Here is a 21,510-nt window from a genome sequence, read left to right as displayed (position 1 = left end):
ATACCGCGTTTCTTACCGCGGCGTTAACGCGCCGGGGCCAGACTTCGCCCCAGATAGCTTGACGAGGCCCCGCCATGATCACACCCATGAAAGCCTTCCTCAAAGAACGCTCGGCCAATGTGGCGCTCATCTTCGCCATGGCCCTGGCTCCGGTCTCGGCGGCGGTGGGCGGGGCGCTCGACTTCACGCGCACCTTCACCATCGGGTCAGAGATCCAGAGCGCGCTGGACACCGGCGTGCTGGCCGCCGCTTCGCTGAGCCAGCGCGGCGAACCCGAAGCGGTGGTGCGCGCCTATCTGGAGGCCGCCATCGCCGAGCACAACGGCGTCATTGAAACCCTGGTGGTCACTGTAACGCCCAATATCGCGCTCAACGCCCGCGAGGTACACGCCACCGCGACGGTGAGCGTGCCCACCACGCTTTTGGGCGTGGCCGGCATTCAAAGCCTCACCATGGGCCGGGAGTCCGAAGCCACCGAGCAGGTGCAGAATATCGAGGTCTCGCTTCTTCTGGATATTTCCGGCTCCATGAAAGGCGACAAGATCGACGCCTTGCGCGCCGCCTCGGCGGAATTCATCGAGACCGTCTTCGCCTCCGACACCGCCAATCTGACCAGCTTCACCATCGTGCCCTATGGCGGGCAGACCCGCGTGGGCGCGCCCATGCTCAGCTTGATCGACCCGGCAGCCGGCGTCGACGCGGCGAGCTGGAACGGGTGTGTGGAGCTGGACGAGGACGCCATCACCGCAGTAAATCTGGACGCCGGCGCGTTCGAGCCGGTGCCCCATTTTCATACCTATCACACCAACCGGATCGAGTTCTGGTGCCCCGGTGCGGACGACACCGAAGTAAGCTGGAATTCCGGCGACGTGGACGCGCTCAAGGCCCAGGTGCTCACCTTCGACGACGCCTCCCTGGTGGACGGCACCGGCACCGGCATCGCCATCGGCTGGGCGGTGCGCGCGCTGGATCCGGCCTGGCGCGGGCGCCTGCCGGGCGATTTCCCCGACCGGCCGGTGGATTATGACGAGGCGGGCACCATGAAAGTGCTCATCGTCATGACCGACGGCGCGGTCACCGATCAGTTCCGCCCGCCCGAAGGCTTTCCTGAAGACTATGACCGCGAGAGCTGGTGGCCGCCCTTCTATCTCCACCCCTCTGACCGCGAGATATTCGTGTCGCGAAATGAGGCGTTCAACGATTTCAGCCATTGGTGCGACTACGCCAAGGACAACGGCGTGACGGTGTACTCCATCGCCTTCCAGGTCTCAGGCGGGGCGAACCGAAGCCGCCTGCAGAACTGCGCCACGGCGCCCGAGCTCTACTACCGGGTGGAGAATCTCGACATCGCCGGCGCCTTCTCGGCGATCGCCGCAGACATGAACCGCCTACGGCTGTCGCGCTGATCGGTTAATCATCTGTAAACCATTGTTTTAACAGCTTTTTGGCATATTCCATGCAAGCTCCCTGATCAGGCGTCCCGCTTTGGGCGCCGGTTCAGGGAGCCTTTTCATGGCCCGCCATATCCGCCGCTTCGTCCGGGACAGCCGGGCCAATGTCGCCATGGTCTTTGCGCTCAGCCTGTCTTCGCTGGCGGCGGCGGTGGGCGGCGGCATGGATTTCTCTCGCTCCACCTCGGTGGGCTTCGAGCTCCAGTCGGCGCTGGATTCAGGCGTACTGGCCGCCGCCTCCCTCAGCCAGGACCGGCCTGCGGACGAGGTGGTGCGCTCCTATGTGGAGGCTGCGCTCGGCGATCATCAAAGTCTGCTGGATTCCCTCACTCTTCAGGTCACCGCCACCACCGGGTTCAACTCGCGCGAGGTGGAAGCCTTTGCCGTGGTGTCGGTGCCGACCACCTTGCTGGGCGCGGCGGGGATCAACACCCTGACCGTGCGCCGCGACGCGCGCGCCATCGAGCAGGTGCGCGATATCGAGATTTCCCTGGTGCTGGATATTTCCGGCTCCATGAGCGGATCGAAGATCGACGCCCTGCGCGAGGCGGCCGAGGAATTCATCGACGTGGTGCTGGCCTCAAACGGCGGGCGCACCAGCATCTCGGTGATCCCCTATAATGGCGGCGTGCGCCTGCCCGACTACGTCAACACGCAGATCGTCGACGGCAACCGGAACCAGCGCGAACGCTCGGGCTGCCCGGAGCTTGGTACGGCCTGGCCGATCTCGATCCCCCTGCCCAATCAGGACCTCGACTGGCTGGAATGGCAGGGTAATGAGCAATACGACAATCGCTCCTCCAGCTTCTGCCCGGAAAGCGACGAAGCCTCGGTCTTCCTGCGAGAGGACCGCGACAGCCTGATCAGCCTCGTGCGCGGTCTGGATGCAGGTGGAAACACCGGGCTGGACGTGGCCACCGCCTGGGGCGCGCGCGCCCTGGACCCGTCCTGGCGCGGCCGGCTTGGCGGTTCGTTCTCAGACCGCCCCGCCGCCTATGACGACGAGGACACGATCAAGGTGCTGGTGGTGATGACCGACGGCGCCGCCACGGCCCAGATCCGCCGCGTCCGCCGCGGCAATAAATGGCGCGACGAAGAACTCTACTCGGCGCGCGACGCCCGCGACAACATGGCGGCCGCCTGCGACGCGGCGGAAGATCAGGGTGTGCACATCTACACCATCGCCTTCCAGCTTTCCGGCTCCACCAACCGGAATCTGATGCAGAATTGCGCGAGCCGGCCGCAGAATTACTATCCGGTGGAGGACATGGACATCCGCGCCGCTTTCTCCGCCATCGCCGCCGACATCAACCAGCTGCGCCTCACCAGCTAGCCCCAAACCGCCCAAGCTTAACGCGATCTTCGCCTTATGGGGTGAGGATCGCGCCTTCCCGGTCCCGAACGGACGCAGACAGCAAGGCCCAAAGCCATGCTCAAGCGACGCATCAATTCGCTACTTCGCGACGCCCGCGGCAATGTCGCCATGGTGTTCGCGCTCACCCTGTCCTCACTGGCTGCGGCAGTCGGGGGCGGCATGGACTATTCGCGCTCAGCCTCCATTGGAACCGAATTGCAGGCGGCGCTGGATTCCGGCGTGCTGGCGGCGGCCTCGCTGACCCAGGAGAGGTCGGCTGAAGACGTGGTGCGCGCCTATGTGGAGGCGGCGCTCGGCGATCAGGCGGCGCTCATCGATGCGCTCGACCTTGATGTGACCGCCACCACAGGTCTGAACTCGCGCCAGGTGGATGCGCGCGCCTCGGTGGCCGTGCCTACGACCTTGCTGGGCGTCGCGGGGATCAATCACCTCACCGTGCGCCGCGACGCCAGCGCCATCGAGCAGGTGCGCGATATCGAGATTTCCCTGGTGATGGATATTTCCGGCTCCATGAGCGGCTCGAAGATCGCGGCGTTGCGCGAGTCCGCCGAGGAATTCATCGAGGTGGTGCTCGCCTCGAACGGGGAGCGCACCAGTGTCTCGGTGATCCCTTACAATGGAGGCGTCCGGCTGCCGCAATACGTCAACGAGCAGATCATCGACGAAAACCGGCGCCGGGACCGGGAGCGCTCCGGCTGTCCGGACCTGGGCGAGGACTGGCCGATCTCGATCCCGCTGCCTGACGAGGGGCTCCCCTGGCTGGAATGGACCGGCGATGCGCAGACTGACGGCCGCTCTTCGAGCCATTGCCCGCAAGAGGAGGCGGCGTCGGTCTTCCTGCGCCGCGATCGCGACAGCCTTCTGAACCTGGTGCGCCGCCTCGACGCCGGCGGAAACACCGGTCTGGACGTCGCCACGGCCTGGGGCGCGCGCGCCCTGGATCCGGCCTGGAGGGGCCGGCTGGGCGGATCGTTCTCCGACCGGCCCGCCGACTATGACGACGAGGACACGATCAAGGTCCTGGTGGTGATGACCGACGGCGCCGCCACGGCGCAGTTTCGCACCCGCTACGAGCGGCGGGGCTGGTGGAGCAGCTGGAACACCTACGAGCTCTATTCAGCCTGGCGGGCGCGCCGGAACATGGGCGATTCCTGCGACGTCGCCGGGGGACAGGGCGTGCACATCTACACCATCGCGTTCCAGCTTTCCGGCTCCACCAACCGAAACCTCATGCGCGACTGCGCCAGCAGACCGCAGAATTATTTCCAGGTGGAGGACATGGACATCCGCGCCGCCTTCTCCGCCATCGCCGCCGACATCAACCAGCTCAGGCTGAGCAGCTGAGTCTCCATCGCGTAATCATGCGTTGCGCGCGCGGTAGATGCCGCTCATGGGCGCATGGTGGTGGGCGATGCGCAGGGCGCTGCGCGACACCGGTTCGGCCACGGTCATCATGTGATGACCGTTGGCGTGCAGCAGCGTTTCGGGATCGGTCATCACACCCACATGGCCCGGCCAGAACACCAGATCGCCGCGCCTTAGACCTTCAAAATCCTCGCCCGGCTCGACCCGGATCCAGTTCGCCTTCGCCCAGGCTTCCTGCTGTCCTGAATTGCGCGGTATCGCAACGCCCGCCGCCTCCATCGCGGTCTGTATGAGGCCTGAGCAGTCCAGCCCCAGGCTCTCCTTGCCGCCCCAGAAATACGGCGCGTGCAGAAAGCGCTCGGCCACAGCCACCCAGTCGGGTTCGAATTCCTCGCCCACGGCGCGCAAATGCGGTTCAAACACCCAGCCCATCCGCTGGGCCTCCACAAAGCGGCCCGAGCGGCGTCCGCCGGCGATCTTGGCGTTCAGCGAGATCAGGCAGACCGGCGCGCTCTTCAGGTCCGGCTCGGAGAACACATAGGTGCGCAGCGCCTTGACCGTGTGGGTGGGAATGAGCGCCGGCGCCGAGAGCGCCGCCATGTCCACCCAGCCCTCATAACCGTCCAGCGCGCTTGTCCCGAACCCGAAGCCGGCCTCCTCGCGCTCAAGCGTGAAGCATTCGCCGGCCAGAAGCTGGGTTTCCTGCATGGCGTCGGGCTGGGGCGCGCTGCGGATCGGCGCAACGCCGGCCGTGACCTGATAAATCTCGCTCAACGTTCAGCCTCCAAATTTCGCCTTCAGGACATTCCAGAGCGCGCGCGAGGCGAGCATTTCCCCGCCCACCGGGCGGCCCGGCCGGGCGCTGGGGTTCCAGGCGAAGATATCGAAATGGGCCCAGGCTTTCGCCTCCGACGCAAACCGGCGCAGGAACAGCGCGGCGGTGATCGATCCGGCGAACCCCCCCTTGCCGGTGGAGGAGAGGTCGGCGATGTCTGAGTCCAGCCAGCTGTCATACCCGCCCCAGAGCGGCATGGGCCAGACTGGGTCGTCGCACGCCGCGCCGGCGTCCTGCAGGCTGCGGGCGAACGCCTCGTCCTCGGTGTAGACCGGCGCCAGTTCGGGACCCAGCGCCACGCGCGCCGCGCCGGTGAGCGTCGCCATGTCAATGACTAGATCGGGATCGCTCTCGATCGCTTTGGTCAGGGCGTCGGCGAGCACCAGACGGCCTTCGGCGTCGGTATTGCCCACCTCCACGGTGAGGCCCTTGCGGCTTTGAAGGATGTCGCCGGGGCGGAAGGCGTTGGACGAGATGGCGTTCTCCACCGCCGGGATCAGCACGTGCAGGCGCACCGGCAACTTGGCGTCCATGATGATGGAGGCGAGCCCCAGCACGTTCGCCGAGCCGCCCATATCCTTCTTCATGAGGAGCATGCCGCTGGCCGGCTTGATGTTCAGCCCGCCGGAATCAAAGCACACGCCCTTGCCCACCAGCGCCAGGCGCGGATGGGACGGATCGCCCCATTCCATCTCGATCAGGCGCGGCGCGTCGGCGCTGGCCCGGCCAACGGCATGGATCATGGGGTAGTTCTGCGTCAGAAGATTGTCCCCGACGATGGCCGTACAGGTGGCTCCATAGGTCTCGGCCAGACCCTCAGCGACCTTTTGCAGATGGCTGGGCAGCATGTCGCCGGCCGGCGTATTCACCAGATCGCGGGTCAACATGGCGCCGGCGGCGACGCGCGAGGCCTCGGCGGTGTCGCATCCCTCGGGCGCCACCAGTCGGGCGGGCTGACGCTTTGCGCTCTTATAGCGGGTGAACTGATAGCCGCCGAGCGCAAACGCGATCGCGGTCTCGGTGGGATCATAGGGCGTCGCCTCCAGCGCCCAGTCGCCTTCGGGCAGGGCCATGGCGGCGCCGGAAATGTCGAACGCGCTGGAGCCGGAACCGGCGCCGATCAGCGCATCCACCCCTGCGCCTTCAGGCAGCATCACCACCTGGCTCGCCCCGCCCTCGAACCCGCTGGCGCGCACATGGCGCGCGGCGGCCTCGGGCAGCGCGTCCAGCGCGGCGTCCAGGTCAGCCGCGGCAACGATGCGGGCGGTGCGCGCATCGGCGCCGGGCTTGGCGAACAGATCGGGGGCGGTCGAGGGGGCGGTCATGGGGGGCGGTCCTTCCGGGTCGGCGGCGGTCTGTGTAACCGGGGCGTTAACGCCTTCTTGAGGCCGGCGCGGGCAGAGTAAGTCCGTCCGCTACGGCGTTAGGCGAGAGGTAGAGCATGCGCGCGCGCCTGTCCGCAATCTGTCTTGCAGGCCTCATGGTGACGGCCTGCGCCACGAGTTCCGAGCTGCAGCCCACCGAGCAGGAGGCGGCGCTGGCCGCCGATATGCAATCGCGCACCATCGTGCCGGCCTCCGCCGGCGAGCGCGCGGCCATTGAAAATCAGGACCTGCTGACCCAGGCCGCGTTCTGGGCCGAAGCTCACCAGATGAACCCGGCTGACCGGGAAGCCGCATTCAAGCTCTCCGACGTCCTGCGCACGCTGAACAATTTTCAACGCGCCGCGGAAGTGGCCCGTCAGGCCCTGGCGCTCTACCCCGAAGACGGCCCGCTTCTGTCGGCCTACGGCATGGCGCTGACCGGGATGGGTCAGGGCCAGAGCGCCATCGAGCCCTTGTCGCGCGCTTTGCGGTCGGACGCCCAGAACTGGCGCCTGGCCAATGCGCTGGGCGTGGCGCTGGAACAGACCGGGCGGGCCGACCGCGCCCGCCTGCAGTTTGAACAGGCGCTGATCCTGTCCGGCGGCGAAGCCACGGTCCTCAACAATCTGGCGCTGTCGCACATGCTGGCCGGCGATCCTGAACGCGCCGAATCGCTTTTGCGCCGCGCCTCCGATCTCAATGAGGCCGGCCCTGAAGTGCGCCAGAACCTCGCCCTCGCCCTGGCTCTGCAGGGCCGGTTTGAAGAAGCCGAGAGCCACGCTCTGGTGGACGTGACCCCGGAGATGGCCGAGGCGAGCCTGGCCTATATCCGAGATCTCATGAGTTCCGGGCGTAGCTATGACCGCTTGCGCGAAATGGAGCGGCAGGGCCTGAGATAGGCCGCCGGCGCCGCAGCGCACGCCTAGAGCGATTTCGGTCGATTTTGATCGACCAATATCGCTCTAGAGCTCGCTTTGCGGCGGGCTCGACATGGGTGGCGGCGGCGAGGTGACGTCCTCCACCTTTTTCAGCGGAAAGCGCTGCTTGAGCTGACGCGAGACCAGCGTCTGGTCAAAGCGGAAATCCTCGGTCTGGGCGCGCAGCTCCGCCGGGGCGCGGCCATCCTTGCTGGCGTCTATTGCGCGGTAGAGCGCGTAGAGCCGAAGATAGCCTTTCTCGTCCCGCGACAGGCTGGTCTCGTCCAGCCCCGCGCAGACTTCAGCCAGGCGCGACAGGCCGGCGCGGCGCTTATTCGTGCTCAGCTCCACAAGCGCCATGGCGAGCGCGGGTTTCCAGCCGCCGTCAGCGAACTGGATCTTCTTGGGGACAGCTTCGAGTTCTTTCTTCGCCCGCTTGGGATCACCCTCGGCGAGCGCGTCAAGCGCATGGTCAGCTGCAGCCTCCGCGAGGCGCATGGCTTCGCGGCGGCGCTCCACCGCTTTGTCCCCACCAAACATGGCGGCGACCCTCCTCAACGCTTCCGGCGGACCGCGTCCACCTGACAAGCCCGCACCCTACCGGGCGCGAAACGCCGCGTCACATGTTTTGGTAAGTGATGACCGCAGGACCCATGATCACCAGGAACAGAACCGGCAGAAAGAACAGGATCATGGGCACGGTGAGCTTGGCGGGCAGCGCAGCCGCCTTTTTCTCCGCCGCGCTCATGCGCATGTCTCGGTTCTCCTTGGCCATGACCCGCAGGGCCTGACCCAGCGGCGTGCCGTAGCGTTCAGCCTGGGTCAGCGCGGTGGACACCGATTTCACGCCCGGGTGATTGGTGCGCATGGCGAGATTTTCGTAGGCCTGCCGGCGTTCCTGGAGAAAGGAGAGCTCGGCGGTGGTGAGCGAAAGCTCCTCGGCGAGCTCCAGCGAGCTGGAGCCGATCTCCGCGGCGACCTTCTGGAATGCGGCCTCGATGCTCATCCCCGCCTCCACGCAGATCAGCAACAAGTCCAGCGCGTCAGGAAAGGCCAGCATGATGGAGTCGCGGCGCTTGCCGGCCATGTTCGACAGATAGAGGCCCGGCGCATAGTAGCCCAGCAGCGCCAGACCCATCATCACAGTCAGTCGCTGAAACAGCTCGAGGCCGAAATCATTGACCAGCGACATATAGAGGAAGCCAGCCGAAAACAGGATGAACGGCATGGCGAAACGGAAAAAATAGAAGGTGTAGACCGGCTGCTGACCACGCATGCCCGCCTGGGTGAGCTTCATCTTCAAATTGGGATCTTCAAGCAGCTTGACCAGGTTCAGCTGCTCCACGACACGGCGATAGACGCTGCGCTTGTCGTCGCCGCGCAGGCTCGCCGCGCCCTTTTCCTTCTCGATCGCCTCACGCGCCCTTCGGCGCAGCTCGTCGCGGCGCTCGGAGACCTGCTTCAAGCGCTTTTGCGTCTGGTCGGTGTTCAGCGCCGGCGCGGACAGGGTCCACACCGTGGCGAACACCAGAAGCGCCGCGATCACCGCGAACAGGTTCTGCGGCTCTGTGATCCAGTCGGCGAACCCAAGAACATTCATCGGCCCGCCCCTTACATCTTGAAATTAATCATGCCGCGCATGGTCAGGATGCCCATGAGCATCCAGAGCCCCCCGCCGATCAGCATCATCTGACCCAGCGAGGTGGTGAACATGGGCTGCATGTATTCGGGCGAGATGATCGACACCATCGTGCCCACGCCCGGCGGCAGCGACCCGATGATCATGGCCGAGGCCTTGGCTTCAGCCGAGAGGGCGCCGACTTTTTCGCGCATCATCTTGCGTGCGCGCAGAACCACCGAAAGATTGTTCAGCGCCTCGGCCAGATTGCCCCCGGTCTTGCCCTGAATGGCCAGCACGATGGCGAAGAAGGACAGCTCCGACAGCGGCACGCGGCGCAGCATGCGGCGCATCCCCTCATCGATGTCCACGCCCACCGCGATGCCTTCCACCAGCATCTGAAACTCCTGCCTGACCGGCGCCTCGCCCTCGCGCGCAATGATCTTCAGGCATTCGTTCAGCGGCAGGCCGGACTTGATCCCGCGCACGATCACGTCGAGCCCGTCAGCAAAGTTCTCGGTGAATTTCTTCAGCCGGCGCGCCTTCATCATCCCCAGAAGCCAGCGCGGCAGGCCCAGGCCCGCCACCACGCCGGCGGCCAGCACGATGAGCGGATTGAGCCCGGTGAAGAGCACCAGAAGCGCCGTCACCACGCCCAGAACAGCGGAGATGATCCAGAATTTCGCCGGGCTCCAGGTCAGCCCCGCTTGCTCGATGCGCGCGCGCAGAGTCAGCGATTTCTTGCGTTCAGCCTTCTGGCGATCCTCGATCTCCTTCAGGGAGTCCTGGATCTGCTTGCGCTTGTTGGCCTGGCCTTCCTGGGCGCTGGCGCCGCGGCGCGGCTGGTTCTTCGCCGGCGCGCCCACGGCGGCGTGGAGCCGGCTCTTCCTGGTTTTCGGCTCGCCGGACGGGGTCAGCGCCAGGCCGACGCCCGCCACCGCGACGAAGGCGCAGGCGGCGGCGGCGATGAAGGCGATATCCGGGGTCATGCCCGCCTATCCTTCCGCGGCTTCGAGCGCGTCGGCGAGCTGGCCTTCCAGGCCGAAATAGCGCGCCCGGTCCCAGAACGCCGGACGGGCGATGCCGGTGGAGACGTGCTTGCCGATGATGTCGCCGTCCGCGTTCTCGCCGGTCATTTCATACAGGAACAGGTCCTGGGTGATGATCACGTCGCCCTCCATCCCCAGCACTTCGGTGATGTGGGTGATCTTGCGCGAGCCGTCGCGCATGCGCGCGGCCTGGATCACCACGTCGATGGAGCCGGAGATCATCTCACGGATCGTTCTGGTGGGCAGGTTGTAGCCGCCCATGGTGATCATGGATTCAATCCGGCTCAGCCCCTCGCGCGGCGAGTTGGCGTGCAGCGTGCCCATGGAGCCGTCATGGCCGGTGTTCATGGCCTGCAACAAGTCGAAGGCTTCCGGACCGCGCACCTCGCCCACGATGATGCGTTCAGGCCGCATCCGCAGGCAGTTCTTCACCAGATCGCGCATGGTGACCTGGCCGGTGCCCTCAAGGTTCGGCGGACGGGTTTCCAGGCGCACCACGTGGGGCTGCTGCAGCTGCAGTTCGGCGGCGTCCTCGCAGGTGATGATGCGCTCGTCCTCGCCGATGAAGCCGGTGAGGCAGTTGAGAAGCGTCGTCTTGCCCGAGCCGGTGCCGCCGGAGATCAGCACATTGCACCGGCTCGCCCCGATGATCTCCAGGATGCGCGCGCCCTCAGGCGAGATCGACCCAAACTCCACCAGGTTGGAGAGCTTCAGCTTGTCCTTCTTGAATTTCCGGATCGTCAGGGTCGGCCCGTCAAGCGACAGGGGCGGCGCGATGACGTTGACGCGGCTGCCGTCAGCGAGGCGCGCGTCGCAGATCGGGCTGCTCTCGTCCACGCGCCGGCCCACCTGGGACACGATGCGCTGACAGATATTCATCAGCTGGCCGTTATCGCGGAACTTGATATTGGTCTTCTTCACCCGGCCCGCGACTTCGATGAACACGTCCCCGGCGCCGTTGACCATGATGTCGGCGATGTCGTCGCGCGCCAGCAAGGGCTCCAGCGGGCCATAGCCCAGAACGTCGTTGCAGATGTCCTGCAGCAGCTGTTCCTGCTCGGCGATGGACATCGCCACGTTCTTGATCGAGATGATCTCGGTGACGATGTCGCGGATTTCGTCGCGCGCGGTGTCGTTGTCCAGGCGCGCCAGCTGCGACAGGTCGATCGTGTCGATCAGCGCGTTGAAGATCGTCGTCTTGACCGCGTAATATTCCGCCGAGCGCTCGGCCCCGACGGTTTCGGTCGCCCCGGTCTTGCGCGGCTTGGCGGCGGACATCTGCTTCTTGGCGGGTGCGGCCGGCGCGGCGCTGTCAGCCGGCGCTGCTCCGCCGGCGCTCGAACGCATGGTGGCGGACTCGACCGGGCGGCTCTTGGTGGCGACGCCGGCGCCGCTCTGGCCAGAACCCGAACCCGAAGCCGGGCGCGGCGCAGCCGGCTTCGGCGCGGCGGCCGTATCGCCGGCCTGGCCGAAGCCCTTTGCGCCGCCGCCGGGCTGGGATGTGGGTCGTTTGCCGAACATGGTCGCGCCTTACTTCTTGCCGAACAGGGAACCGAAGAGGCTCTTGGACTTGGCCGCCGGCGCCGCGCGCCCGGTAAGCAGACCGGCAAGATGGGCGAAGCCTTCGGCGGCCTTGGACTTGGGATCCACCTCGGCGATCATCTGGCCGTTATTGGCCGCCTTGCCGAACAAGGCCGGCTCGAACGGCAGCACCAGGACCGGCGCCGCGCCCAGCGCGTCGGAGAAGTCCTTGAGCGGGATGTCCGGCTTTTTCGGGCAGCCGGCCATGTTCACCACGATCCGCGGCGGCTCGTCATTGGGCCGCTTCTGACGCACCAGATCGAACAGATTCTTGGCGTTGCGCAGGCACGCCAGGTCCGGCGTCACCGTAACCACGACCTGGTCTGCGGACAGGATCGTCCGGCGTACCCACGGGCTCCAGGCGTGAGGCAGGTCCAGCGCCACGAACGGCGCCTGGCGGCGCACCACCTCCAGGACGGTCTCAAAATGCTCGGGCTGGAAGTCCCAGTCGCTTTCAAGGCTCGACGGCGCGGAGAACAGGCTCAGCCGCTCGGTGCAGCGCACCAGCAGCCGGTCCAGCAGCGCCTGATCCAGGCGGTCAGGCTGGGCCAGCGCCTCGGCGATGGTCTGGGGCGGATCCTGATTGAAATCGAGACCCGCCGTGCCGAACGACAGATCCAGATCCACCAGCACGGCGTCGGTGCGCAGCGACTCGGTGAGATGCCAGGCGACATTGTGGGCGATGGTGGAGCTGCCCACCCCGCCCTTGGCGCCGACAAAGCACAGAGATTTGCCCGCAAACGGCTGCTCGGGGTCGAGAAACAGGCCCGAGATCGTCTTGATTACATGCAGCGGCGTCATGGGCGGCACGAGATACTCGCTGACGCCCCGGCGCATCAGCTCGCGATAAAGCGCGATATCATTGGCGGCGCCGACGATGATCACCTTGGTGTCGCCGTCGCAGACCGTGGCCAGCTCGTCGAGTTGCTGGAACAGTTCGCGGCCGCGCATTCCGGTCTCGATGATCAGGAGCTCCGGCGTGCTCTCGTCATGGAAGCGCTCGATCGCCGCCGCCAGGCCGCCGAGTTCCACGGTGACGTGGGCTTTTTGAAGCCGCCGGTCGGTGCCGGCGCGGTGGATCAGCTGGCCAGTGTCGGGAGATTCGCAGAAAGCGTGGATGGCGATGCGCGGGACCGGCTGGGTCAATAGCGAATCATCACCCTCTGACAGGCCCTCGACCTCGCCGTAATCCCCGCCGGAAATCACCGTTTCCGGCTCAAAGCGCGCAGATTTCGGGCGCGCGTCCTCGAACGGATCGGATTCCTCAAAGTCGTCAGCGTCGCCGAACGGATCATCGACGCGGGCCTGCCGCCTGGAAGGCGCCTGGGCCCGCGCAGCAGGCCCCCGCGCCGCCGGATGGGGCGGGCGCGGCGGGCGGCGCGTCTCGTAGGCCTCGTCATCATAGCCGGCGTCACCAAACGGGTCGGAGTCCCCGTCAGAGGCGTTCGCCTCGGCCAGGCGCGCACCGAACGGGCGGTGCACATCCTCGGCCTGCGCAGGTCTGCGAGGCGCGTCCTCCTCTCCCAGAAGCCGGCGCTCAACAGCCTCTGCGTCGAGGAAGGGATCTTCCGGCGCATCCTCGGAGGCGTCCAGGAAGTCATCGTCGGCGTCAAAGTCCTCGAAGGCGTCGGCGGTTTGACGGTTCATGTGATGCGCCTCCCTAATTATTGACCGCGGTGGACACGGTTCCGGATTCGCCCGCCCCGCGCTCGGTGGCGGTGGCCTCACCGCGGCGATACTGATCCAGGACGGTCTGACGGCGCGCCGCGTCGGGATCGCCGAAGGTGCGCGGCGTCGTCAGATCGCGCGGGTCGGCGACCATGGCGGCCAGATTGGCCGCGGTGGCGCAGCCGAAGCGGGCGTGCGGCTCACCGGCCCGGACATTGCGCAGGTTCTCCCACCCTTCAGGGCAGGCGGGCGTAACGGCGCGGTAGCGGGTGAAGGAAAAGATCACCGGGGCGTTCACGAGGCCCTGGGCGTTATAGGCGCCGCCGGAAATCTGGCGCCAGGACAGCCCCGCCTCATAAAACTGCGTGCGCGCATGGGCGATGGCCTGGATGGCCGCGTCCGAATTGGCCGCATCGCGCGGGTAGGAGATCACCAGCGGGCCGTGGCCGCGCGCCTTGTACTCGCCGGCGAGCGCGCCGATCAGCTCAAGCTGGTCCCAGGTCAGCCCGTTGTCGCGGCCGTCCACGGGCATTTCAACACGCACCGTTTCAGGCACGGCGCTGGCTTGCGGGAGCGAGCGCGGCGCCTGCCCGGCGCAGGCGGCCAGGCTGAGTGCGGCGATTGCGCAGAGAAAGAGTTTCATCGTCGTCATGGCGCTTACTCCAGCACGAAGCCAACGGGACCAAGCCAGCCGCGGCCCTCCACCTGCGCACCGGGCGAGGCGTAGACACGGTTGAGGCGGCCCAAAAAGATGCTCGACGCAGCCGACGCAGCCGCGAACCCGTCACCGGGATCGGCGAGTGCGTCGGGATCGGCCGGGTCCACCAGGTAAGGCGTCACCACGATCACCAACTCGGTCTGATTGTTGGCGAAATCGCGAGAGCGGAACAGCGAGCCCAGAACCGGCAGGCGCTCCATGCCAGGCACGCCGTCCAGCGCCTGGCGGGTCTCTTCCTTGATCAGGCCGGCGATCACCAGCGAGCCGCCCGACGGCATTTCCACGGTGGTCTCGGCCCGGTTCACGGTAAGCGCGGGGATGGAAAGCGAGGGCTGGCTGCCCACGATATCGCCCTGGTCGTTGAAGACCGGGCTGGAGCCCAGCGTGATCGCGCCTTCATTGGACAGTTCCGACACCTCGGTGGAGATGCGCAGCGAGATGCGGCCCTCGCTCAAGACCACCGGAGTGAAGCCCAGTCCGACGCCGAAGGGTTTGAATTCGATGGCCAGCGCGCCGTCATCGTCGCGGCCCACCGGCACGGGAAACTCGCCGCCGGCCAGAAATTGCGCGGACTCGCCGGAGATCGCGGTGATGTTGGGCTCCGCCAGGGTGCGCACCAGGCCCACGCGCTCCAGCGCGTTCAACGTGGCCGAAACCGAGCTTTGCAGCACGCTGCCGACGAAATTGGTGGTGCTCACCGTGCCGGCCAGACCGCCCAGAGCGGCCCCGGCGACGCCAAACCCGTTGTCGGTGCTGAAGCCTGACCCGTTCTGATAGCGTCCCGGCTGGAAAACTTCATAGATCGGCGCGCCGAACTCATCGACCAGAGGCTGGCCCAGATCGTTGGTGGACTGGATTCGCCGTGCCGGGGTGAGATCGCCGAAATTCTGGGCGCCGGAGAGATTCACCCCCAGCTGGCGGACGATATTGCGCTCCATCTCCACGATGCGCACGCGCAGCATGACCTGATCGCGCCCTTCCACGGTGAGGAAGCTGACCACCTGGGTGGGATCCTCCACCCAGCGCCGCGCCACCTGCAGCGCCTGGTCGGCGGCGCTGGCCGAGGGCACCGCGCCGGACAGCACGATATTCGAATTCATGCTTTCGGCGTTGATGCGGCCGTCCGGCACGAAGCGCAGAAGCGCGTCGTTCAGCGCCGCCATGTCACGCTCCACCCGCACGTCGAGATCGAGGATCAGTTCGCCGTCGGGATCGAAAAAGAAAACATTGGTGCGGCCCACCTGCTGACCCAAAAGCAGGGCGCGGCGCGGCGTGCGTACCACGGCATCGGCGATGGCGTCGCTGGCCACCATGACCTCGCCCGCATCAACGGGCAGGTGAATGATGGCGGCCTGGCCGAGGGGCAGATTGATACTGCGCGACACCGGGCCGTCGCCGGGCTCGCGGATCACGACTTGCAAGGTGTTGTTGCGCTCCACCGCCGGTCCGGCGAGCTGCGCTGCGGCCTGCGGCGCTAAGGCGGCGCCGGCGATCAGCGCTGCAGCAAGGGTGAGTAAGCGGATCATTGACCACCTCCCAGCGCGATGCGCTGCTCCTGGCCGTACCGGAACACGCGAACCGTGCCCGGTCCTGACTGGCTGGCGTCCGGGCTCTGGCGTGCGTCGCCGGGCAGGCGGGGTCCGCCCTCGGTGTCGGCCACCGAGCGCAAGGCGAGCGAAACGTCTCCGGCCGCGACGGCCAGCGCCACGGCGCGCGCCTGTTCCGGAAGCAGCTCCACCGTGGCGGTGGAGCCCACCACCGCGCCGTCGCCCTCGTCGCTGTAGGACTGGTCGATGGCCAGAACGCGGGTGTTCTCCACCACCACATCGGTGCGCATGCCGGAATCGCTGTCGGTGGAGACCAGAATATCGACCCGGTCATTGGGCAGGATGAAGCCGCCCGCCCCGGCGCGCGCCGAGGTGGGCACCGCCACCGCGCGCATGCCCGGGGTGAGGACGGCGGCCATGAAGCCCGCCTCCCCGGCGAGCACCAGGCGGCCTTCGTTCAGCGGTTCGCCGGAAGAAATCTGGGTGCGGGCGATGGCGCCGGTCATGCGCTCCATGCCGTCGGCGTCGGCGCTGCGCACCACATGGAAGGGAAGCACCGCCTCTTGCGGCCAGGGCGTCCAGCGCATGTCGGAGGCGGTGAGGCGTTCACCCGCCGCGATGTCGCGTGAGGCGGCAAGCACCCGGGCTTCGGACGGCGCCGGCGCCTCCACCTGCTGGGGAGCGGCGGGCGCGGGCTGCATGGCGCCGCGCACGAAGACGGCGGCGACGACGGCGGCGAGGCCGGCGACGATGAGCACGATGATCCGGACGATGTTCATTTTGGGACTGCCCCTGGCCCGTAGATTGCTTTGCGTGCCGAATCTGGCCGGTAAAACCTCAAAGCCGCGTTAATTATCGAGGTTAAACAAACCTGCAGACCCGAATCGTGTCGGCGGACGTGGCCAAAGTCGCGCATCGACAGGCCTGGAGCGAACCTGCGCAAGACTGCGCCCGAACCTTGAGCCGGACCTGGATCAGACCTGATAGGCGGCGAAAATCGCGCTGGACGGAAGAACCAGGAGCGCGCCGGCTGCGATCGCCACGGCATAGGGTGCAGGCGCACCAGCAGCCAGCGGGGTCTTTCCCAGCGCATGGGAGCTGACCGGCAAAACCGGGCTGAGCTTGCGCAACGCGATGAGCACCACGGCGAGCACGCCGCCGGCGACCATGGCGTAAAGAAGAAACGTCAGCGCGTCCGGCCAGCCGAACCAGAGCGCGCCGGCCGCCAATAGCTTCACATCGCCGCCGCCCACCCAGCCCGGCGCCCACAGCGCCATGCCCGCCGCCAGAACCCCGGCGAAGGTGAGTAGCGACCAGCCGGCGCCGGCCCAGCCCAGCTGCAGAAACGGGGCCGCCAGGATCCACAGCGCGATCAGCATGGCGGGAATCCAGTTTGGAATCGTGTAGCGCCGCACATCGCACCAGGCCGCCCAGAGCATCAGGCAGGCGAACGCCATAAGGGCGGTGTTGGCGATGATCATGGCGAACGACATGGCGAACCTCGAAATAGGTGCGAACCGGAATTCAAGCTTCTCAAGGCGTGCTTAACGCGAGGTTCACGGCCCATGTGAATTCACGGGTCAGGAGCGATCACGGATGTCGAGACGCAACCAGCCATGCGAAAAGGGCCGCTCCTGCGGGAGCGGCCCTTCACGTCGGCGTTATTGAACGCGTCAGCGGTCTTAGCTGCCGGTCAGGCCGGCGTTCACGTCCTCGAAGGTCGTGGTCAGCGTGCCGCCGAGCGTGGTGACCGCAGTGATGATCACAACAGCGATGAGGGCCGCGATGAGGCCGTACTCGATGGCCGTGGCGCCAGACTCGTCTTTGATGAACTTCGAAACCAGGTTTTTCATCCCATCCACTCCGTTTGCTTTTTTAAGCCCAGGTGACCGATCCGCATGACCCGTCCTGAACGATGAGCAGTAGACCGCAAGACGATTTAGGAGGCGTAAAAATCCATGCTTTATTTTTGGTAAATGTGATTCGGTGGTCCTATAGTGAACAAATGGCTAATATATCAGTTCCAAATATCCCTCTATATTAGATAGAGGCCAGAGGCGTAGCCGTTTAGAACTTCTTCATCCGCAAGCGCGACAAAGAGCGGTCTCTGGATCGATGGGGAGTCTCGTCATGATCATCCGCAGCCTTGCCGCCGCCCTCACCGCCACCGCCCTGTCCGGCGCTTGCGCCTCGGCGGCGCTGGCGGACAGGCACACCGTGCGCATTCCCAGCAATCACGCCGGCGTGGTTCGGCTGCCCGAAGCGGCCGCCACTGTGATTGTCGGCAATCCGGCGATCGCGGATGCGGCGCTTTATGATCAGCGCACGCTGCTGGTGTCGGGCCGGGCTTTTGGTCAGACCAATGTGATCGCCATGAACCAGGCCGGTCAGGTGATCTACACCGCCGACCTTTCGATCACCGAAAGCAATCGAAACCATGTGCGGGTCTATCGCAATAACGTGCAGTACTCCTTCGTATGCGACCCCGAATGTCAGACCGCGCCCACGGTTGGCGACCAGGTGGACTGGTTTGATGATATGAGTGGACAGCGCGCCACCCAGGCCGGTCAGGCCGCAGGCGCCGCGGAGGCCGCGAGCGAAGGCGGTTAACGGCGCGGACATCATCCTGCTTCACGCGCCCTTAAGCGCCCCGTGAGATGGTCGTGGCATGAACAGGATCGGTTCCCTTCTGCGTCGCCTGACGCCGCGCACGGCGCGCAGGTTCGCCCGCGACCGCAACGGGTCGGCGGCGACGGAGTTCGCTCTGGTGGCGACGCCGTTTTTCTTTTTGCTGTTCGGGATCCTGGAGATCGCCCTGATCTTCTTCGCAACCGCGATCATTGAAGATTCGGTCAGCGAGGCCGCCCGCGACATCCGCACCGGCGCGCTGCAGGCAGACGGCGGAACCGAAGCTGATTTCCGCGCCACCATCTGCCAGCGCATCACCACGATCGCCGATTGCGGCCGGCTGCGGGTGGACGTGCGCCCGTTCGACAGTTTCTCCAGCGCCGAAATGGGCGCGCCCATGACAGGCGGCGGGGAGCTGGACGACCAGAACTTCACCTTCGACCCCGGCCAGGCCGGCGAAGTGGTGGTGGTGCGTGTGTTCTATGACTGGCAGCTTCTTGGGCCGGGCTTTATCAACGGGCTGTCGAACATGTCGGGCAATCGCCGGCTGATCAGCGCCGCCACCGCGTTCCGTAACGAACCCTTCGGAGCGGGGTGATGCGCCGTCTGATCGCCCTCCTCGCCCCGGTTTCGTGGTTCAAGCCTTTTTCCCGCTTCATGGGGGCCCGCTTCATCGCGGACCGGCGCGGCGTGTCCGCGGTGGAGTTCGCGCTGGTCGCCCCGCTCATGGTGGCCATGTATCTGGGCGCAGCCGAGCTGACCCAGGTGCTCACCCTGGACCGCAAGGTGACCAGCGCCGCCAACGCCGTCGCCGACCTCGTGGCGCAGGACGATTTCGTCACCGATAACGAGCTCGCCGACATCATGGCTTCGGCCGACGCCATTCTGGCGCCCTATCGCACCGCCCCGCTGTCCATGCGGATCACATCGGTGCGCATGGACGCAGACGGCGAAGTGTTCGTGGACTGGAGCGAAAGCGAGACCATGGCGGCGCTGTCCACCGAGAGCCTGCCGGCCATGCCCGCCGGCCTTCTGGCGCCCATGAGTTCGGTGGTGATGGTCGAAGCGCTTTATCCCTATGACAGCCCGTTCAATTCCAGCATCGAGACGCCGATCACCCTGACCGATACGGCCTATCTGCGCCCGCGCCGCTCGCCCTGGGTGCGCCGGCAGAGCTAAAGCGTTTTTTAGCGGAAGCGGGAACCGGTTTCACGCTTTAAAAAAAGGCGGCTGAACCGGCGTTAGCGCGCGCTCGCTTCAAGGGCTCTCGCCGCAAGCACCATCGGATGGCGCGCATCAAGCGCACGCCCGTCCAAACGGCCGGCTGCAACCACCCCTGACACCGCGTTGGTCACGAAGACCGCCTCGGCGCGGGCGATGTCGGCTTGCGCCAGCGCCCGCTCCACGATCGGAGCGCCCTGCTGCATCCAAGCCTCCAGCAGCGCGGCGCGCGCCGTGCCCGGAAGCGCCCCGGCGCTCACCGGCGGCGTCACGACAAGGCCGTCCAGCACGGCGAACACGTTCGCGCAGTCGGCGCACACCACCGCTCCGTCCACAGCCGACACCATCAGCGCCATATCCGCGCCCGCCCGCTTCGCCTCCCGGCGCGCGGCCAGCGGCTCGGCATAGCTTGTCAGCTTGTGACGCTCGCTTTGAAGGCCCGCCCGGCGCGCGCCTTTGGCGACCATCAGCGACACGCTGTCGCGCGGGACCGGTAGCGGCCTTGCGGTGAGCAGCACAGTGCCGGCCTCGCCTGACGGCGCGTCCGGTCCCGCGCCATGGCTCCCGCGGCTCACCGTCAGGCGCAAAACCGCATCGGCCAGACCTTCTTGGCCGCAAAGGCGCACGGCGGCGGCCTCGATGGCGGCGAAATCCGGCGCGGCGATCTCCAGCCAGGACAGCGCGCCCTCCAGCCTTGCCCGATGACGCGCCCAGCGGAGGATCGCGCCGTGTTCAAAGCGCAGGGTCTCGAACGCGCCGTCGCCCAGCAGGAAGCTGCGATCCGACGGGGCGATCCCCGCCTCACCCGCGTCCGCAAACGCGCCGTTGAGCCAGACCCGGCTCATGACAGTCCCTCGATCGCCTGGCGCAGCGCCCCGGCCTTGGCGCGGGTTTCGTCAAGCTCGCTGACCGGATCGGAGTCGATCGTGATCGCGCCGCCCGAACGCACCTCGCACGCCCAGCCTTCGCCTTCGCGCACCATCGCAGCCGTGCGGATCATAACGTTGAAATCGGCTGCGCCGTCCGGCCCGATCCAGCCCAGCGCGCCGCAATAGGGCCCGCGGCTTTCCCCTTCCAGTTCGGCGATGATCTCCATGGCCCGCAGCTTGGGCGCGCCGGTGATGGAGCCCGGCGGAAAGCTGGCGGCCAGCATATCAAAGACGTCGCGCCCCGCCGCCAGAGCACCTGTCACCGTGGACACCAGATGATGGACATTGACGTAGCTCTCCACCGCGAACAGCTCGGGCGCGCGCACGGTGCCGGCAGCGCAGACCCGCGCCAGATCATTGCGCATGAGATCCACGATCATCAGGTTTTCCGCCCGGTCCTTGATGGAGCGCTCAAGCGCGACGGCGGCGGCCGCGTCCTCGGCCGGATCGGCGCGGCGCGGCGTGGTGCCCTTCACCGGCCGGGCCTCAACCGCGCCGTCCGCGGTGAGTTTTACAAACCGCTCGGGGCTGTTGGTGACCAGTGCGCGCGCGTCGTCGAGGCGCATATAGGCCGAGAAGGCCGCCGGGCTGGACGCGGCCAGAGCGCGCGCCAGCGCCGCCGGCGCGCCAGCGCCGGAGATGACGCCGCGAAACGGATGGGAGAGATTGACCTGAAACACGTCGCCGGCGCGCACATAGGCGATCGCCCGGCGCGCAGCCTCCAGATAGCGCTCATCGTCCCAGACTTGCTCCAGTACGCCCGGGCGAGCGTCCAGTTCGCGCGCCGGACCTGAAACCGCTTCGGCCAGGCGCGCCGCCGCGGCTGCTTCACCGCGTGCGGCCAGCATCTCGGTCTGATGATCAAACACCAGCGCCGCGCCGTACCAGTTCATCGCCAATGACGGCCAGGCCGAGATCCCGCCCCCCAGCGCCGGCAGGCGTTCAAACGCGCGACCCAGATCATAGCTGAGAAGACCCGCATAGCCGCCGGAAAAGCCCGGCGCGCGGGGGCTGGAAGACGCGCGATATCCCGCCCGCAGGGCTGCAAAGCCGGCGGCCGGATCATCGCCGGTGACGGTGAATTCAGGAAAGGCGGTGAAATAGCTGTACCGGCCCGCGCTCGACGGTGAGCCGCCCTGCATAAGGAGCGCGCCCGGCGCATGGGACAGTCGCGTCAAAGCCTCGCCCGGCGGTGTCCAGGCCAGCGCGATCTCCACGCCGGGCGTGCGCGCCTGGCTCGCCAT

General features: G+C 66.6%; 21 protein-coding genes. 7 read left to right on the top strand and 14 right to left on the bottom strand.

Going from position 1 to position 21,510, the window contains the following annotated elements; translation table 11 throughout:
- Window positions 1-74: 74 nt before the first annotated feature.
- From ACWCOP_RS03350 to ACWCOP_RS03340, 3 genes are all read left to right on the top strand, one after another.
- A complete protein-coding gene (locus ACWCOP_RS03350) occupies window positions 75-1,406 on the top strand; it encodes a hypothetical protein (RefSeq protein WP_478249819.1) in 1,332 nt (443 codons plus the stop codon).
- Between the two features lie 106 nt (window positions 1,407-1,512).
- Entirely contained in the window at window positions 1,513-2,784 is a 1,272-nt protein-coding gene (locus tag ACWCOP_RS03345; RefSeq protein WP_478249818.1) for a vWA domain-containing protein, read from the top strand.
- 96 nt (window positions 2,785-2,880) lie between these two features.
- Window positions 2,881-4,170 carry a hypothetical protein gene (locus tag ACWCOP_RS03340; RefSeq protein ID WP_478249817.1) on the top strand — a complete coding sequence of 430 codons (1,290 nt, stop codon included), beginning with the start codon at window positions 2,881-2,883 and terminating at the stop codon, window positions 4,168-4,170.
- A gap of 15 nt (window positions 4,171-4,185) precedes the next feature.
- Here ACWCOP_RS03340 and ACWCOP_RS03335 read toward each other — a convergent pair whose 3' ends face one another.
- Both ACWCOP_RS03335 and ACWCOP_RS03330 read right to left on the bottom strand, forming a co-directional pair.
- Window positions 4,186-4,965, bottom strand: a complete 780-nt coding sequence (locus tag ACWCOP_RS03335; RefSeq protein WP_478249816.1) for a C40 family peptidase — start codon at window positions 4,963-4,965, stop codon at window positions 4,186-4,188.
- 3 nt (window positions 4,966-4,968) lie between these two features.
- Complete coding sequence (locus ACWCOP_RS03330; RefSeq protein ID WP_478249815.1) at window positions 4,969-6,351, bottom strand: leucyl aminopeptidase family protein; 1,383 nt, start codon at window positions 6,349-6,351, stop codon at window positions 4,969-4,971.
- Window positions 6,352-6,467: 116 nt separating this feature from the next.
- Here ACWCOP_RS03330 and ACWCOP_RS03325 point away from each other — a divergent pair, with 116 nt between their 5' ends.
- Window positions 6,468-7,289, top strand: a complete 822-nt coding sequence (locus tag ACWCOP_RS03325) for a tetratricopeptide repeat protein (protein ID WP_478249814.1) — start codon at window positions 6,468-6,470, stop codon at window positions 7,287-7,289.
- Window positions 7,290-7,352: 63 nt separating this feature from the next.
- Here the strand turns inward: ACWCOP_RS03325 and ACWCOP_RS03320 are convergent, their stop codons facing one another.
- The 10 genes from ACWCOP_RS03320 to ACWCOP_RS03275 form a co-directional block, all read right to left on the bottom strand.
- Complete coding sequence (locus ACWCOP_RS03320; RefSeq protein WP_478249813.1) at window positions 7,353-7,847, bottom strand: hypothetical protein; 495 nt, start codon at window positions 7,845-7,847, stop codon at window positions 7,353-7,355.
- A gap of 79 nt (window positions 7,848-7,926) precedes the next feature.
- On the bottom strand, window positions 7,927-8,907 hold the full coding sequence (locus ACWCOP_RS03315) for a type II secretion system F family protein (protein ID WP_478249812.1): 981 nt from the start codon (window positions 8,905-8,907) through the stop codon (window positions 7,927-7,929).
- Between the two features lie 11 nt (window positions 8,908-8,918).
- A complete protein-coding gene (locus ACWCOP_RS03310) occupies window positions 8,919-9,914 on the bottom strand; it encodes a type II secretion system F family protein (protein ID WP_478249811.1) in 996 nt (331 codons plus the stop codon).
- Window positions 9,915-9,920: 6 nt separating this feature from the next.
- Complete coding sequence (locus ACWCOP_RS03305; RefSeq protein WP_478249810.1) at window positions 9,921-11,495, bottom strand: CpaF family protein; 1,575 nt, start codon at window positions 11,493-11,495, stop codon at window positions 9,921-9,923.
- 9 nt (window positions 11,496-11,504) lie between these two features.
- Window positions 11,505-13,202, bottom strand: a complete 1,698-nt coding sequence (locus tag ACWCOP_RS03300; protein WP_478249809.1) for a cellulose synthase operon protein YhjQ/BcsQ — start codon at window positions 13,200-13,202, stop codon at window positions 11,505-11,507.
- Window positions 13,203-13,215: 13 nt separating this feature from the next.
- The gene (locus ACWCOP_RS03295; protein ID WP_478249808.1) at window positions 13,216-13,875 is read right to left on the bottom strand and encodes a CpaD family pilus assembly protein; all 660 of its coding nucleotides are present in this window, start codon (window positions 13,873-13,875) and stop codon (window positions 13,216-13,218) included.
- A 5-nt stretch (window positions 13,876-13,880) separates the two neighbouring features.
- Window positions 13,881-15,467: a type II and III secretion system protein family protein gene (locus ACWCOP_RS03290; protein WP_478249807.1), complete on the bottom strand. Its 1,587-nt coding sequence runs from the start codon at window positions 15,465-15,467 to the stop codon at window positions 13,881-13,883.
- Window positions 15,464-16,267 (bottom strand): Flp pilus assembly protein CpaB, encoded by an 804-nt coding sequence (cpaB, locus tag ACWCOP_RS03285; protein ID WP_478249806.1) that lies wholly within the window; start codon window positions 16,265-16,267, stop codon window positions 15,464-15,466. Before cpaB ends, ACWCOP_RS03290 begins: the two co-directional genes overlap by 4 nt.
- Before the next feature lie 195 nt (window positions 16,268-16,462).
- Window positions 16,463-16,981, bottom strand: coding sequence for an A24 family peptidase (locus tag ACWCOP_RS03280; protein WP_478249805.1), 519 nt, complete (start codon window positions 16,979-16,981; stop codon window positions 16,463-16,465).
- A 189-nt stretch (window positions 16,982-17,170) separates the two neighbouring features.
- Complete coding sequence (locus ACWCOP_RS03275) at window positions 17,171-17,341, bottom strand: Flp family type IVb pilin (RefSeq protein WP_478249804.1); 171 nt, start codon at window positions 17,339-17,341, stop codon at window positions 17,171-17,173.
- Window positions 17,342-17,618: 277 nt separating this feature from the next.
- Here ACWCOP_RS03275 and ACWCOP_RS03270 point away from each other — a divergent pair, with 277 nt between their 5' ends.
- From ACWCOP_RS03270 to ACWCOP_RS03260, 3 genes are read left to right on the top strand one after another with little or no spacing between them, the layout of a single operon-like run.
- Window positions 17,619-18,098 (top strand): pilus assembly protein N-terminal domain-containing protein, encoded by a 480-nt coding sequence (locus ACWCOP_RS03270; RefSeq protein WP_478249803.1) that lies wholly within the window; start codon window positions 17,619-17,621, stop codon window positions 18,096-18,098.
- A gap of 58 nt (window positions 18,099-18,156) precedes the next feature.
- On the top strand, window positions 18,157-18,714 hold the full coding sequence (locus tag ACWCOP_RS03265; protein WP_478249802.1) for a TadE/TadG family type IV pilus assembly protein: 558 nt from the start codon (window positions 18,157-18,159) through the stop codon (window positions 18,712-18,714).
- The gene (locus ACWCOP_RS03260) at window positions 18,714-19,295 is read left to right on the top strand and encodes a TadE/TadG family type IV pilus assembly protein (protein WP_478249801.1); all 582 of its coding nucleotides are present in this window, start codon (window positions 18,714-18,716) and stop codon (window positions 19,293-19,295) included. Before ACWCOP_RS03265 ends, ACWCOP_RS03260 begins: the two co-directional genes overlap by 1 nt.
- A gap of 62 nt (window positions 19,296-19,357) precedes the next feature.
- On the opposite strand, the gene ACWCOP_RS03255 is transcribed toward ACWCOP_RS03260, so the two are convergent.
- Together ACWCOP_RS03255 and ACWCOP_RS03250 are read right to left on the bottom strand one after the other, a co-directional pair.
- Window positions 19,358-20,182, bottom strand: a complete 825-nt coding sequence (locus ACWCOP_RS03255; protein WP_478249800.1) for an aminotransferase class IV — start codon at window positions 20,180-20,182, stop codon at window positions 19,358-19,360.
- Window positions 20,179-21,510 carry an anthranilate synthase component I family protein gene (locus ACWCOP_RS03250; RefSeq protein ID WP_478249799.1) on the bottom strand — a complete coding sequence of 444 codons (1,332 nt, stop codon included), beginning with the start codon at window positions 21,508-21,510 and terminating at the stop codon, window positions 20,179-20,181. The genes ACWCOP_RS03255 and ACWCOP_RS03250 overlap by 4 nt, the downstream gene beginning before the upstream one ends.

Source organism: Apolloniradiicaulis salifontis (genome assembly GCF_053756655.1).
This window is presented reverse-complemented; position numbering and strand designations above follow the sequence as displayed.